Genomic DNA, 14,948 nt, shown 5'->3' with positions numbered 1-14,948 from the left:
TTTACGTGTTTTCCCCCTTGACCGCTTAATAAAATCCTTTATAATGACTCAAGTTGACTATCAAGTCATTTTTTTGGCCTCAGAGTCAAATGTATTGGGGGAATTTAATGTCTCGACTTCATTCTAAGAAAAAGGCAGTAGTAGGAGAATTAATGCGTGACCTCTTATACAGATCTGCGCGAAAAGTTTTAGAAGATTACGGTTGGAAAGGCACGACTATGGATAGGGTAGCCCAGCAGGCTGGCGTTGCCAAAGGAACTGTCTATAACTACTTTAAAAATAAGCGCGAGCTTATGGCTTTTGTGCTAGACAAGAATGTAGAACCTCTAAACCAGAAAGTGGCTTCTGTAATAGACGATTCGCCGTCAAGTATGAAAGAAGCACTAGCTGATATTATACAAACCGTCTTAAACGGCATGAAACAAAATCGTAAAATAAATTCAGCAATGATATTGGCTTTTCATGAGGATGTAGAGCTCCGCCGCAGCTATAACCCAGAAGAGCATCCGCTTCAGTTTATACGAAATGGTGTTCGTCAAATTATTGCGGAGGGAATTTCTAGCGGCGAGTTTCGCCTCGTTAATCCACTTCTTGCTGAAGCCATGATCCATTCCCTTATTACTGGTCTCTCACGACAAATAGCTTTTGGCTATCTCGATATAACGGAAAAAAATATGGACAATGATATAGTTTCTATTATTTTAGATGGATTAGCAGCTCCAATTAGAGGAGGAAACCTATGAAAGTTACCGATATTTCTTTACGAAGACCTGTTACTGTTTTAATTGGAACTTTTGCTCTTATTTTCTTTGGTCTTTTGGCCATGAGAAATATGGGTATGGAGCGAATTCCAGACGTAGATTTCCCATTAGTCGTGGTTTCTACCACAATGGAGGGTGCTAGCCCTACCGTTATGGATAATGACGTAACAGATGTGTTGGAGGAACAGCTCAACACCATTTCTGGAATAGAGAGTATTCGCTCTAGCAGCTATGAAGGGCGTTCTCTTGTAATAGTGGAATTCGAGCTTGGTCGAGACATAGACGCGGCAGCGGCAGATGTTCGGGATAAGGTAAATTTGGCCATTGCTGATTTGCCGGTAGAAGCTGATACTCCCATTGTTCAGAAGTTCTCAGCTGCCGATAGTCCGGTTATCACTTTAGGTGTTGTAGGGACAGCTCCTTATCGGGTCATGTCTCACTATGCTGATAAAGTTGTAAAAGAGCGGCTCCAGGCCGTTAATGGAGTAGGAAATGTAGACACTATCGGTCTGCGAAATAGGGAGATACGTGTGTGGCTGAATCCAGCACTTCTTGAGGCCCGAAATTTAACGGTACAGGATGTTCGGGACGCCATTAAAGATAAACACGTAGAACTCCCTGCCGGGCGCCTTGAATCTGAACGCCGAGAACTCAGTATCAGGCTTGAAGGAGAATATGGCTCTGTTGCAGAACTCAAGAGCCTCCCTATTGTTTCTCGGGACGGCGCCGTTATACGCCTTCAAGACGTGGCGAAGGTAGAAGACGGCTTCGAAGATGTTCGGTCTGTGGCCACCTATAATGGAGAGCCGGTTATCCTTCTCGATATTTTGAAGCAACGTGGAGCTAACGAAGTTTCATTGGCAGATGATGTAATGAAGCAACTCGACGGCCTAAAGAAATTGGCTCCAGAAGGTGTAAAGCTTCTGGTACTTTCAGATACTTCTGACTTCGTTCGAAAATCGATGACTGGTGTAGGGTGGGATATGCTTGCCGGAATCGGGCTTTGTTCTTTGATCATGCTCTTTTTCCTTCAAACATTCCGAGCGACCTTCGTAACGGTAGTAACAATCCCTGTCTGTCTTTTAGGGAGCCTGATCGTATTGCGAGGTTTGGGAATAACCATTAACAACTTGAGCATGATGGGCCTTTCTCTGGCGGTAGGCATGGTTGTTGACGCAACTACAGTGGTTCTTGAGAATATCCATCGCCACATGGAACAAGGGAAAACGGCATTTCTGGCAGCATCTGAAGGCACAAGCGAAGTAGGTTTCTCCGTTATAGCCGGAGCTGCAACTACAGTATGTGTTTTTGCTCCAGTGGCATCTATGGGTGGAATTATTGGGCGATTTTTCTATGCCTTTGGAATAACAGTCGTTATGACGATCATTATTTCTTTGGTTCTTTCTGTCACTTTATCTCCTTTCCTTTGCTCTCGAATTCTGAAGAGAGATAACCCAGGGAGAATAGCTTCTAAAATCGAGAATTTTCTTAGAGGAATGGAAAACTCTTATAAGAAGGCATTACATGTCTGTCTGCGTCATCGCTTTCTCGTTCTCGGAGCGGCGAGCGTTTTCTTTATAGTAGGTCTTATCATCGCCAGCAGATTGGGAACGGGCTTTTTCCCTAACGAGGACCGGGGAGACTTTACCATTAGCTTTGAGCTTCCAGCAGGAACGTCTCTTGAAGAGTCGAAACAATTCCTTCTCGAGCTAGGTGAATCTGTTCGTTTATATCCTGAAGTGGCTTATACCTACGCCACCATCGGTTCTGGTATGGGGAAGGAAGTGAATAAAGGTAAGCTGAATGTAACCCTCATTCCTCGTAAACAGCGGGCCCCTTCGAAGGCTATTATGGGACAGATGAGAAAACAGTTTTCTTCGTACAAAGATGCGGAACTTACCTTTGGAACGTGGGGCTCCGACATTACTCTGACCCTTGTTGGTCAAGACACGGAGCAGCTTTCCCGTATAGGAGAAGCGATGAAAAAGGATCTTGAGAAAGATGATCGTCTAGCTGACATTACCACAGACGTACGTCTCGATAGCCCCCGAATAAATGTGAGTATTAATCGTGGATTGGCCGATGAAATGGATATTAACGTACGAGATCTTTCCAAAGATATTCAGGCGTATTTTGGTGGTGTCAAGGCTGGAGTTTTCAAAGACGGCGGATATCGATATGACATTAGAGTGAAGGCCGAGGAAGGATATCGCCGAAGTTTGGCAGATATAGAAAGTCTTACTTTCAAAGATGGGAGCAAGAAATTAGTGAAGGCCCCCGGACTCATTAACGTAGAGGAAGGGCGCGGACCAACTCTGGTAAAACGCTATAATCGACAGCGCTCCCTTACTGTAAGTGCCAATACTGCCGGAATATCTTCAGGAGAGGGAATGGCCCTTGTTATGAATGCCTTTAAGCAGAATGCTCCGGTAGATGGCAGTGTACGGCTTATACCAACCGGCTCATCGAAACATATGCAAGAGAACTTCAGAGAACTCTTAATGGCCTTAGCTATTGCTATCGTTCTGGTCTATATGGTTATGGCTGTCCAGTTTGAATCATTCCTCTATCCTTTGATGGTCATGTTCTCGTTACCTCTTGCGACATCAGGTGTGTTTTTTATTTTGTTGTTAACAGGAATGGAAATAGATATGATGAGCATGATGGGAATTATCCTTCTTGTCGGAATAGTTGTTAACAACGCTATTATCCTGGTGGACTTCGCCAACCAACGTCGCGCGGCAGGATATGACGGGCTCACTGCTATGGAAGAATCAGCTCCCCTTCGGTTACGGCCTATATTAATGACGGCCCTATCCACAGTTATTGCAGCTGTTCCTATAGCGTTGGGGCTGAGCGAAGGCGGCGAAATTCGGCAGCCCATGTCTACTGCCGTTATTGGTGGAATGCTGACCTCGACTTTCTTGACCCTCTTCGTTATCCCTGCAGTTTACGTTATTCTTGGAGATGGGAAGGAAAAAGTAAAGGCGTTGTTCTTTCGCATCAGAGGAGGAGAAAAAACAGTAGTTCAGGCTGGCAATCCTGGTACGAGTATGGGTGGAGGGGAAAAATGAGGAGAATAAGAAAAACCATATACAGTGTTGCTGTTTTATGTGGGGTGCTCTGGGGGTGTGCGGGAACATATTCCAGTGCTCTTGCTTCTGATGAAAAGCCATTAACTCTCAAAATGGCACTGGAACTGTCAGAAGAGAGAAACCTGGATATCCTTTCTGCCAGAGAAGAACTTGTTCGAGCCAAGGGAAAGATAGTTGAAGCTGATGCAGAAGGTCTTCCCACCTTCAATGCTGGAGCCAGCTATACACGCCGTGAGGCAGGGAAAGAAGACATCCTTGAAGAAGATGTTTATAGTGCTGGCGTGACCCTCACTCAGCCTCTTTACAAAGGGGGACAAATCAGGGCGGGGAAGCGGCAAGCCTCCTATGGCCTTTTACAAGCCGAAAACTTTTACAAGGAAACCAGAGAACAAATAGCTCTTGATGTTTATAATCGTTTCTATGCTGTTTTGCTGGAAAAAGAAAATGTAGCTACTGCTGAAGACGCGTTAGCTTTTGCAGAAAAATATCTGGAAGAAGTTAAGAAAAAACGGGTGCTGGGCCTGGCTACAGGGCTTGAAATTACCCGCGCTGAGAAACAACTTGCAGAAAATAGATCGGCATTGATCAGGGCAACGAATAACCTTAAAACTGCCCACCTTGATCTTTTTGAACTATTGAATCTTGCTCCTGACGCTTCGTATATGATACAGGGGAAAATAGCGTATGTTCCTATAGATGGAGGAGATCCGGCTCTCTCTTTAGCGAAGGCGCTTGAACTCCGCCCAGAATTGTTGAGAGCTAAAAACCTGGTTAAGGAGCGGGAGCAGTCGGTAGAGATAGCTAAAAGTGGATTAAGGCCTTCTGTATCTGTGTCAGGATCGTATCGTTACGATGATCCGAACCAGACAGGATACGATAAAAAAGATACGTGGCTCGCTCGTCTAAATGTAGATATTCCCATTATTGATAGCGGTGCCACCCATGGGCGAGTGGTTCAGCAAACAGCCTTGTTGGAACAGGCAAAAAGAGGGGTAGAAAAAAAAGAAGAGGCTATTCGAACAGAAGTACAGTCTGTATATTTAGATTTAGATACGGCTGCTCAAGTTTTAAAAGAGGCTAAAGTGAATTTGGATTTGGCAAAAGAAACCCTTCGTCTTGCGGAAGTTGGATATAGGGAGGGCGTGGGTATTCAGCTTGATGTTTTAAATGCCCGGGCCTCGTTAACCCAAGCTATGCAGGAACACTCTGCAGCCCTTCGAAACTATGCGTATACAATTGTCCGTCTCAAAAAGGCGGAAGGAAATTTAGTAGACGAACCAGTTCTTTCTTCCATAGAGGAGTGATGGCGTAGTGAAATTCAAAAAGAAAATTATTATTCCTTTCATCTTTGTAGTCGCTGCACTTGCATGGCTTATCTGGGGGCCATTAAAAGACAAACCGGAAGCTTCACAGAACGTTCCTTCTCATCTTCCGGAAGTGGCCAAAGTTGTTGCTGTACCTGTAAAGGAAATGCCACTGCTACGCCAGGGGTTTGAGGAGACATGTTCTATTGAAGCTATAGAGCGTGTTACCCTCTACCCAAAAGTAACGGGGCGTCTTGAGGAACTCCGAGCCCATCAGGGCGATAAAGTTCAAAAAGGGCACGTCATAGCCGTTCTTGATCATCGGGACATAGATGCCCAAATTGCTTCATTAAAGGCGGGTATTGTTGTATCTGAAGCTCAGGTAGCGGAAGCGCGAGCAGCTCTTAACAACGCGAAGGTAGAGTGGGAACGCTATCAGCGCCTCGTTAAAGAGGGGTATGCAACGCAACAGCAACTAGACAACAAAGAGACCGCCTATCTCCAGGCTGAAGCTCGCTCTCAACTGGCGAAGGCTTCGGTAGATCAGACACGGGCGCAGCTTCAAAACTTGGAAGTTTCCTTGTCTGAGTACTCCATAAAGGCCTCTATTAATGGAATTGTATTGAACGACTATGCTCATACGGTAGGCACAATGATGACACCCTCTACTGCCGTTGCCGAGATCGCGAATGTAGATACTCTTAAGGCTGTGGTTCGGGTTCCTGAATCGAGAGCTTTCTCTCTCTCTAAAGGTATGGTGGGCCTTATAAAAGCAGATGGGCTGGGAGATGGGGTTTTTGAGGGCAAAATAGCACGAATGAGCCCCTTCGTAAAAGAGGACACTCGCACTGTTCAAGTGGAGTTCTTCATTGATAACAGAAAGAGCGGCTATCAATTGCGTCCAGGAATGTTTGCGAGGGTTTTCATGGTTCAAGAGGAGCGGCCTGAAGCCCTTGTTGTTCCTCCAGAGGCTCTTTTTACGAACAGTGAAAGTCCATCTGTCCTCTTAGTTGAGGATGGGAAAGTAAAACATACACCAGTCACCTTGGGATTAAAAACTGACACGGCGGTACAGATTACGGAGGGAGTAAAAGAAGGAGATCTCGTTGTTATCTCTGGTGGAAACCACCTCCAGACTGGGAACTCGGTAGAGGTCTCTGTCCGGAAATAACCACATCCCTTGAAACATGTTCGTTCATTACTGTACACATAGGTTTCTTCTCCCTGGAGAGGGCTTCCTCCTTTTCAGGGAGTTTTTTATGGTAATGTATATGAATCATGATTCTATTGGAGGCAAAAAATATACAATGAAGCGCATTCTTGCAATATGTATTTTATGTACTCTTGCGTTCGGCTGGATAGCTGTTTCCCCTTCAAGAGCAGAAGTGACCCTCCATGAGGAGAAAAAATACGACCCTATGGAAGTGGTGCAAGCCCTGAATTACTGCACCTATTCGTTAAGTAAAATAGTTTCGTACAACGACAAGGTAGTACTTACCTTCGAGTATGACAACATCATTAATAATCTTAATCTCAATGCTATTCCTGATGAGGAGATTGTTAAACTTCTTGCGAAGTTAATGGACACATTGAAAGATGAGATTATCTCTGATCGGAAAAGGGAACGCCTGCAGAGAAGTTATCAAAAGAAGATGGAGCGCACTTTTTTTAATCTGTTAGCAGGGGTAAAAGTTTCTCCCTCTGATGTGGTTTCAGCGGCAGTAACCGCGGTCTCTTCTATGGGCTCCATGTATGTCAACTATCAACGGCAGCTTGAAGAATATAAGACAGAAAATGAACTTATGATCGAGTCGCTTGATGACGAAAAACTCAACTCTCTCAACGTCATTCGCAAAGATCTTCTAACGGCCTCCTGGTCTATTATCAAGAAGTACAATCTTGACGATCACTATCGTCTAACTGAAAAACAAATTAATGAATTTGTAGAGAGCGTAAAGGCAGGGAACTCTGATATTCAGCACCGTAGGTTAGAGCGTCTGCTTCGCGATAACACGGCTTTTGAAGCATTTCCGCCTTTTTGGTATCACTTTGCTCTCTCTAAGCAAAATGATGCCGATTTTGTGCACTCATGCCTCGATAAATTTCTATCGACACATCGTCCCATTTTCCGTAAAGATCCTCTGTGGGCGAGTGTATTAATGGAAAAAATCCGCCTCAATGAAACCCGTGACCATCAACAAGTTCTTTCGGACCTTGAAGAAATTATTCGACAGTCACACAATGCAGACTGGCAAAATTTCCTGTTTGCAGGTGTAACCTACGCTCAGCTCAATAAGATGGACGAGGCAAAAGATTGTTTGCAGAGAAATATAGATAACGGATACGAAGTCTCCCTTAATAGCAGAATTCTTGCGGAAACTTTGTATGAAGGGGGAGCACAAAGTGAGTTTGAAAATATTTTGAAAAAAGCTATTACCGATAATCGGATAAGCAATAGTGATAAGCTCTACCTTATCGGACGCTGTAAAAACGTAACGTACCTGAATCGTTTCCGCGAGGAAATTGGCGAAATTCGCTTGATTGCCATGAATGAAGCGGGAGTTACTGAAATTATGAGCCCGACATATTTGCTTACAATCCCAATTAAATGGCTTATAGAAGATGCCCCCTTCGATGTGCGGCTCTTCAACGAAACCATCGATCGCTCCCATCACTTCGAGTCTTTAGATGATAAAGATTTAGTGGTAAGCGAGAAAAAAAAGAGGGTAGCCATTAAATTTCCAGAACCTGACCACACTGTGGCTCGTAAACCTGAAAAGGTTTTATCTGTAAATATACGGCACCCTATGATCGATATGACCCTCTGCTATGCGCTGGAAAAGAAAGATATTGGTAGGGCGGCTAAAACAACTTTGGAAGCCTTTATCCCTTTCTACTCTGAAGTTTTAGGAACGTACCGCCTCACAGAAGTTCTCTTTATGGGGGATCGATATATTTTTACTCAAAAGGGATTTACTCTGGAACAGAGTGACGGAACGCAAGACAAAACAACGCAGGAGAAAGGAACTCAAAATCAGTAGACATCCCTTCCAATCGGAATAATAAAGATGATGATCAACAGAGCTGTTTTTTAGAGCAGCTCTGTTTTTTGTTGCAATTGACAAAAGAGATTGAAGATTCTATTATTGATGAAGGAAAAACTTCATAAAAATAGAATATAAGTAGCGTATACTTCTTTTTGTGCACAACGAAATTATTCTTCAGCTTTCTCTCCGTTTTTTCCACTTTAAGGCTTTTTCTCTGTAAGTTCCGGCCAGGTTGTTACAGAGAGAGTATGTTATCAAAATACAGAGAGGGGATGATTTGTGTGCCGGAGTATGGAGCTATGATTCCTCGTAGTTATAAAACGGCTTTAAAAAAGGCGGTCAGGGGGGAAGGAATTTATATTTTTGATGAAGATAAGAAGCCCTATATTGACGGTTGTAGCGGGGCCTTACTTTCCAGTGTGGGGCATGGGAACAAAGAGATAGCTGATGCTATCTATAAACAGCTTACAACTCTTGAATTTGCTCACCCTTCGCGATGGTATAACGAAGCAACTATGGAAGCGTCAAAAGAAGTGGCATCCATGTCCCCAGAGGAACTGAACTACGTATGGCTTGTAAGTGGCGGGAGCGAGGCCATAGAATCGGCTCTCAAGCTGGCCAGACAGTACTTTGTAGAACGAGATGGGGTTAGTTCCGCTAAATATGTAATGATTGCGCGATGGAACTCCTATCATGGAAGCACAATTGGTACCATGGGCTTAGCCGGCAGTATGGCTCGGCGGCGAACCTTCTATCCTCTCTATCAAGATTATCCTAAAATAGCTTCTCATTATTGTTACCGTTGTCCCTTCGGATTATCGTATCCTTCCTGTGATATTCGTTGTGCCTATGATCTCGAACATGAAATTCGGAAAATCGGTGCTCAATATATTGCTGCCTTTGTAGCTGAACCGATTGTTGGTTCTACTGTTGGAGGACTCCATCCACCTAAGGAATATTGGCCGATAGTACGGGATATTTGCTCAAAATATGATGTGCTTCTCATTGCTGATGAAATCATGACAGGCATTGGTCGAACAGGGAAAAACTTTTGTTTGAACCATTGGAACGTTGTGCCCGATATGATTTGTTCAGCAAAAGCTCTGTCTGGTGGCTATTCTCCAGTAGGTGCTCTCATCGTGAAGGATGAAATTATTGAAACTCTAAAGGAAGGTAGCGGAGCTTTTCAGCATGGTCACACGTATAACGCAAATCCAGTAACTGCCGCAGCTGTTACGGCAACTCTCCGATTAATCAAACGAGAAGGATTGGTAGAAAATGCTTATATTCAAGGAGAGAGACTTGGTAAAAAACTACAGAGCCTCTACGAGATACCTATTGTAGGTGATGTTCGGGGAATGGGGCTCATGAGGGGTATTGAAATAGTAGCGGATCCTGCCACTCGCCAAGCCTTCCCATCTCCAGTCAATGCTGCAGGTGTGGTAACAAACGAATGCTTAAAGCAAGGGCTTGTTGTTTACCCCGGTCGAGGCCAAATAGATGGCATAGAGGGAGATCAGTTTTTAGTAGCGCCTCCCTTAATAGTAACAGAGCAAGATGTAGACGAAATCTTTACTCGTTTAGAGAAAGGGCTGAGGGCAGCGAGAGACATATTGCTGCCTAGACAATAAGAGTAGGGTAACTCGCAAAAGGAGGGTCTAAGTATGAAGAAAAAATGGATAGCCCTGATAGCGGTTCTAGCTCTCATTGCTTTGGGCGCTACAGCAGCAGCCGTAACCTTTATCACCATAGGGTCTGGTGGGGTTGGCGGAACCTACTATCCCTTGGGTGGAGCTATGGCAGAGATACTCACCAAAGCGGATATTGGCGTGAAAGCTACTTCGCGCTCAACAGCTGCCTCGAAAGAAAATTGTCGTCTTGTAGCATCTGGAAAAGCCCAGATAGGAATGTCTATGGGGTCTACTTTGTACCAAGCTTATACAGGTACCGAAGCCTTTGAACAAGATGGAAAACTGCCGTTGAGAATTCTTATGCATATGTACCCTGCCCCCCAGCATCTTGTAACTACAACAAAAACAGGCATTAAATCTTTTGGAGATATTAAAGGTAAAAAGGTGTCTGTGGGAGCCCCTGGCGGAGGAGATCAAATATTAAGCAATATTATCCTTAATGCTGCTGGAATTGATCCGGATAAAGACATTCAAAAACAGCAACTTACACAGCCTGAGGGCGTTATGGCTCTGAAAGATGGCAATATAGACGCCGTATTTTGGAACTTTGCAGCTCCAGGGTCGGCAGTACTGGAGGTAGCGGCTGTTCGGGATATAGTATTGATTCCTCTCCCTCAAGATGTAGTGAATAACATCGTGGAGAAAAATCCATTCCTCTTCTCGTACAACATAGCGAAAGGGACATATCCAGGTATTGACGAAGACATCCTCACTGTCGCCGATGGCAACTTTCTTGTTGTGCGCGAAGATATGCCAGAAGAGCTTGGATATAACCTCGTAAAAACAATTATTGAAAAAGCGAAAGCTTTTATGGATGTAACCCAGCAGGCATCTCATTTTGTCCCCAAAGAAGCGAGTGTAGGAATAATCCCCTTTACGTCAGGATCCATTAAATATTTTAAAGAACAAGGCATAGATATGAAATAAGTCTCCCTTTATTAAGCGGGAGAGCTCAGACTCTCCCGCTTAAGGGGGGATTAGACTGGGGGGAAGCTCAATGACAGATCCTTCAACACTTTCACCGAAGGATGTACAGCCAGTAGAAGTGGAAATGGATTCAAAAAAACGGGATCTCCACGGTTGGCGATATTTGGTAGTAGCTTTCCTAGCCTTATCTGCATCTATTTTTCATCTTTATACAGCTGTATCCGGATTGCGTTCGGCTATGTATCAGCGAAGCATACATTGGCTCTTTATGGGGGCTCTTATGTTTCTTCTTTATCCCGTGTCGAGAAAAAGGCCTAAAAACAGTATTGATTGGTGGGATTGGATATTAGCAGGGCTCCTTATAGCGGGATGTCTCAATATTATTCTTAATTGGGAAGCAATTACCATACGGGAAGGGGCACCTATCCCCTCCGATATTTATTGGGGCACAGTCATGGTTCTTCTCGTTCTAGAAGGAACACGAAGATCTATGGGGCTTCCTTTGCCTATTATGGCTACTATAGCCCTGCTGTACGCCTTTTTAGGGCCCTACTTCCCTGGTATTCTAGCCCATGGAGGTTTTGCCCTTGAAGAAATAGCACCTTTCCAATATTTGCGTACAGACGGCATATTTGGAGTCCCCTTGGGAGTTTCTGCCTCCTTTATATTTCTATTCGTCTTGTTCGGAGCGGTTCTTAACGTTTCTGGAGCGGGACAATTTTTTATCGATCTCTCCATAGCTTTAACAGGAAAAAGTCGCGGCGGTCCCGCAAAAGCGGCGGTTGTTGCCAGTGCCCTTATGGGAACTGTCTCTGGTAGTTCTGTGGCGAATACAGTTACGACAGGGGCTTTTACAATCCCTCTTATGAAAAGTGCGGGGTACAAATCTGAATTTGCCGGTGCTGTTGTAGCGGCAGCCTCTACAGGCGGGCAGGTTATGCCACCTGTAATGGGGGCGGCAGCTTTTATTATGGCCCAGTTTTTAGGAATCTCTTATTGGGACATTGTTGTAGCGGCCGCTATTCCAGCAGCCCTGTATTTCTTTTCCATATGGGCCATGGTTCATTTCAGGGCCGGGAAGAGGGGTATTCGCGCCATGACAAACGAAGAAGTGCCTAAAATCGGCCCAGTACTCCGAGAGGGATGGCATCTTTTAATACCTATCATTACTCTTATTGCTTTTCTTGCTACGGGATATTCGGCTGTAAAAGCGGTCTTTTGGTCGATCCTTTGTCTTATAGGGGCATCGTGGTTGGGAGAGAAGAAATATCGGATGACGCCCCAACGCGTCCTCGACGCTCTTATTAATGGAGCTATTGGCGCTGTAGATGTGGCAGCGGCATGTGCCTGTTCCGGCATCGTTATTGGCATTATCGGCATTACTGGCGTTGGCCTTGCTTTCTCTTCTTTTGTCATGAGCCTTTCTTACGGAATCCTCCCCTTAGCTCTTGTTTTGACCATGATCGGATCTATTATCCTCGGCATGGGAGTCCCTACCACAGCTCAATATATCATTACGTCTACACTGGCAGCGCCAGCGCTGGCTCAGATGGGAGTCCCCATGATGTCCGCCCATCTTTTTTGCCTTTACTTTGGCGTTTTAGCAGACGTAACCCCCCCTGTGGCACTCGCTACCTACGCAGCAGCCGGAATAGCTCGTTCTAACGCAATGAAAACTGGATTTACAGCGTTAGTGGTTGCTGTGGCAGGGTTTATTGTCCCCTACATGTTTGTGTACAACAGCTACCTCCTATTTCAAGGCAGCATCGTCAAAATTATTATCGGATGTGTCACTGCATTCCTGGGGATTATTGGACTGGCAGCAGGAGTTCAGGGCTATTTTGTTACCCATCTCCCTCTCTGGGGAAGGGCTGCATTACTTGCAGTTCCTTTTTTGCTCATCCACCCAGCCCTTATATCTAATTGCATAGCCGTGGGAATCATTGGGTCTATGTACTTTATTCAGAGACGAAGAGCTTCTCGTATCGTCTCTCCTGTATTTGAAAAGACAGAACAACAATAAAAGGGAGGTTCTGCATATGCCCAAAAAAACTATTAAACCAGTTATGTCGGCAGAAGAGGCAGTGCGATACGTTAAGCCTGGAGCCTCGTTGATGGTAGGTGGTTTTAATTACGGTGGGGTTCCCTACACCCTGGTAGACGCATTAGCTTCTACTGACATCAATAACTTGCATCTTATTGCGAATGACACTGTATATGCGAATGAAAAATATCCCAAAGGGGTTGGTCATGGGAAGCTCGTTGTAAATGGGCAGATTCGTAAGGTAACAGCCTCTCATATCGGTCTGAATAAAGAGACTCAGCGTTTGTTCAACGAAAGCAAACTTGAGCTTGAACTTGTTCCTCAGGGCAGCTTTGTTGAACGTATTCGGGCCGGAGGCTTTGGGTTAGGAGGAATTTTAACGCCCACTGGCGTTGGTACGTGTTATGAGGAAGGAAAACAAATTATAGAGGTTGAGGGGGAAAGATATATTTTAGAGCTACCGTTACGGGCAGATGTAGCCTTCATTCGTGCCTATCGAGCCGATCGGTGTGGAAACTTAACTTACTTTGGAACCAACAGAAACTTCAATCCCATAATGGCTACTGCAGCCGATATTGTTATCGCCGAAGTAGACTCCATTCTTAGAGAGGGAGAAATAGATCCCAACGACGTTGTAACTCCTGGAATTCTTGTGGATATTCTTGTTCTGAAAGGAGATGGATACTATGCTTCCAGAACTTGATGAAAAGATTGTTCGGGAAAGAATAGCCAAGAGAATAGCTCTTGATTTCGATAACGGGTCTGTTGTGAACTTAGGCATAGGGATCCCTACTCTTGTGTCAGATTTCATCCCCCCAAACGTTCAAGTCATTATGCAAACGGAAAATGGAGTCGTTGGAGCAGGCCCATCCCCTGAAGAGGCGGATCTTCGTTTTATTGGAGCAGGTGGCCGAGGCCTCAGTCTCCTCCCCGGCTCCTCCATAGTATCAAGCGACATGAGCTTCGGGCTTATTCGAGGGGGCCATCTTGACGCCACAGTACTGGGAGCCTTGGAAGTGGACGAGGAGGGTAATTTAGCGAATTGGTGGATCCCCGGCAAACTTGTGCCAGGAATGGGGGGGGCCATGGATCTTGTTACCGGAGCAAAAGCGGTGTATGTAGCTACCACCCATTTAGACAAAAAAGGGCGTCCAAAACTCGTAAAGAAATGCACCTTGCCTCTTACAGGGGCAGGCATAGTCTCCACTATAGTTACTGAATATTGCGTTATAAGGAAACAGAACGGTCACATGGTTTTAACAGAAATAGCTCCAGGTATTGAGCTTGAAGATCTTCAGTCTAATACAGGAATAAATTTTGAAGTCAGTAAAGATCTTTGCATCATGCAAGGGACGGAAGAATATCTTTGCGAGGGGGTTGCGAAATGACCAAGGCCGTTATTCTGAGCGCTTGTCGAACTCCAGGGGGGAAATATGGCGGTTCCCTGAAGTCTTTCCAAGCTCCCGACCTCGGCGGTGTTGCCATAGCGGAAGCTATAAAACGTTCAGGTATAAACCCGGAAGATGTTGAAGAAGTTATTATGGGAAACGGATGGCAAGCCGGTGTAGGTGCTAACCCTGCTCGAATTGCCATGGTCAAAGGGGATGTCCCTCAGGATGTTCCGGCTTTCACTGTAAACAAGCGGTGTGGATCTGGCCTGAGAACAGTTATGCTTCTTGCCGATCGAGTCCGTCTTGGGGATATTAGCGTTGGTGTGGCGGGAGGAATGGAAAGCGCCACGAACACGCCCTATCTTCTTCCAGAAGCTCGGTGGGGACATCGCATGGGAGAAAAAAAGGCTCTCGATGTTTTACATCAAGATGGATTTATGTGTCCGGTAGCAGGAGCCTTAATGGGGGCCATTACAGAACGTTTAGTGGAGGAACACCACATTTCCAGGCAAGAACAAGATGAATTTGCCTTAGCGAGCCATCAGAAAGCAGTGAGGGCAATGGAGGAGGGGCTCTTTGCCGAAGAGACAGTCCCTCTCTTTATTCATGATCGAAAAAAAGGCGATATTGCTATTGATAGCGAGGAAATTCCGAGGAAGGATACAACTCTTGAAGCTTTAGGACGTCT

The 14,948-nt window shown here is 45.1% G+C and carries 11 protein-coding genes; all 11 read left to right on the top strand.

The genetic code is table 11. The features are described from left to right. Window positions 1–107 precede the first annotated feature (107 nt). Entirely contained in the window at window positions 108–743 is a 636-nt protein-coding gene (locus B3L97_RS07245) for a TetR/AcrR family transcriptional regulator (RefSeq protein WP_286934684.1), read from the top strand. Beyond that, complete coding sequence (locus B3L97_RS07240) at window positions 740–3,835, top strand: efflux RND transporter permease subunit (RefSeq protein WP_286846798.1); 3,096 nt, start codon at window positions 740–742, stop codon at window positions 3,833–3,835. The genes B3L97_RS07245 and B3L97_RS07240 overlap by 4 nt, the downstream gene beginning before the upstream one ends. Beyond that, window positions 3,832–5,160 (top strand): TolC family protein, encoded by a 1,329-nt coding sequence (locus B3L97_RS07235; protein WP_286934682.1) that lies wholly within the window; start codon window positions 3,832–3,834, stop codon window positions 5,158–5,160. The genes B3L97_RS07240 and B3L97_RS07235 overlap by 4 nt, the downstream gene beginning before the upstream one ends. Before the next feature lie 7 nt (window positions 5,161–5,167). After that, window positions 5,168–6,331 (top strand): efflux RND transporter periplasmic adaptor subunit, encoded by a 1,164-nt coding sequence (locus B3L97_RS07230; protein WP_286846794.1) that lies wholly within the window; start codon window positions 5,168–5,170, stop codon window positions 6,329–6,331. Between the two features lie 136 nt (window positions 6,332–6,467). Beyond that, the gene (locus B3L97_RS07225) at window positions 6,468–8,201 is read left to right on the top strand and encodes a hypothetical protein (protein ID WP_286846792.1); all 1,734 of its coding nucleotides are present in this window, start codon (window positions 6,468–6,470) and stop codon (window positions 8,199–8,201) included. A gap of 278 nt (window positions 8,202–8,479) precedes the next feature. Continuing rightward, window positions 8,480–9,838 carry an aspartate aminotransferase family protein gene (locus B3L97_RS07220; RefSeq protein ID WP_286846790.1) on the top strand — a complete coding sequence of 453 codons (1,359 nt, stop codon included), beginning with the start codon at window positions 8,480–8,482 and terminating at the stop codon, window positions 9,836–9,838. Between the two features lie 33 nt (window positions 9,839–9,871). Next, a complete protein-coding gene (locus tag B3L97_RS07215; protein ID WP_024822031.1) occupies window positions 9,872–10,825 on the top strand; it encodes a TAXI family TRAP transporter solute-binding subunit in 954 nt (317 codons plus the stop codon). 70 nt (window positions 10,826–10,895) lie between these two features. Beyond that, the gene (locus B3L97_RS07210; protein ID WP_286934680.1) at window positions 10,896–12,848 is read left to right on the top strand and encodes a TRAP transporter permease; all 1,953 of its coding nucleotides are present in this window, start codon (window positions 10,896–10,898) and stop codon (window positions 12,846–12,848) included. Window positions 12,849–12,864: 16 nt separating this feature from the next. Next, on the top strand, window positions 12,865–13,572 hold the full coding sequence (locus B3L97_RS07205) for a CoA transferase subunit A (RefSeq protein ID WP_024822033.1): 708 nt from the start codon (window positions 12,865–12,867) through the stop codon (window positions 13,570–13,572). Then, window positions 13,556–14,257 (top strand): 3-oxoacid CoA-transferase subunit B, encoded by a 702-nt coding sequence (locus tag B3L97_RS07200; protein WP_024822034.1) that lies wholly within the window; start codon window positions 13,556–13,558, stop codon window positions 14,255–14,257. Before B3L97_RS07205 ends, B3L97_RS07200 begins: the two co-directional genes overlap by 17 nt. Next, window positions 14,254–14,948 (top strand): thiolase family protein (locus tag B3L97_RS07195; RefSeq protein ID WP_414631807.1); only part of this gene is annotated, 695 nt, incomplete at its 3' end. The genes B3L97_RS07200 and B3L97_RS07195, both read left to right, overlap by 4 nt.

This window comes from Aminobacterium sp. UBA4834 (assembly GCF_002400205.1).
In the GTDB taxonomy this organism is placed as follows: Bacteria; Synergistota; Synergistia; order Synergistales; family Aminobacteriaceae; genus Aminobacterium; species Aminobacterium mobile.
Note: the sequence above shows the minus strand (reverse complement) of the source record. Positions and strands in the feature narration are given on the sequence as shown.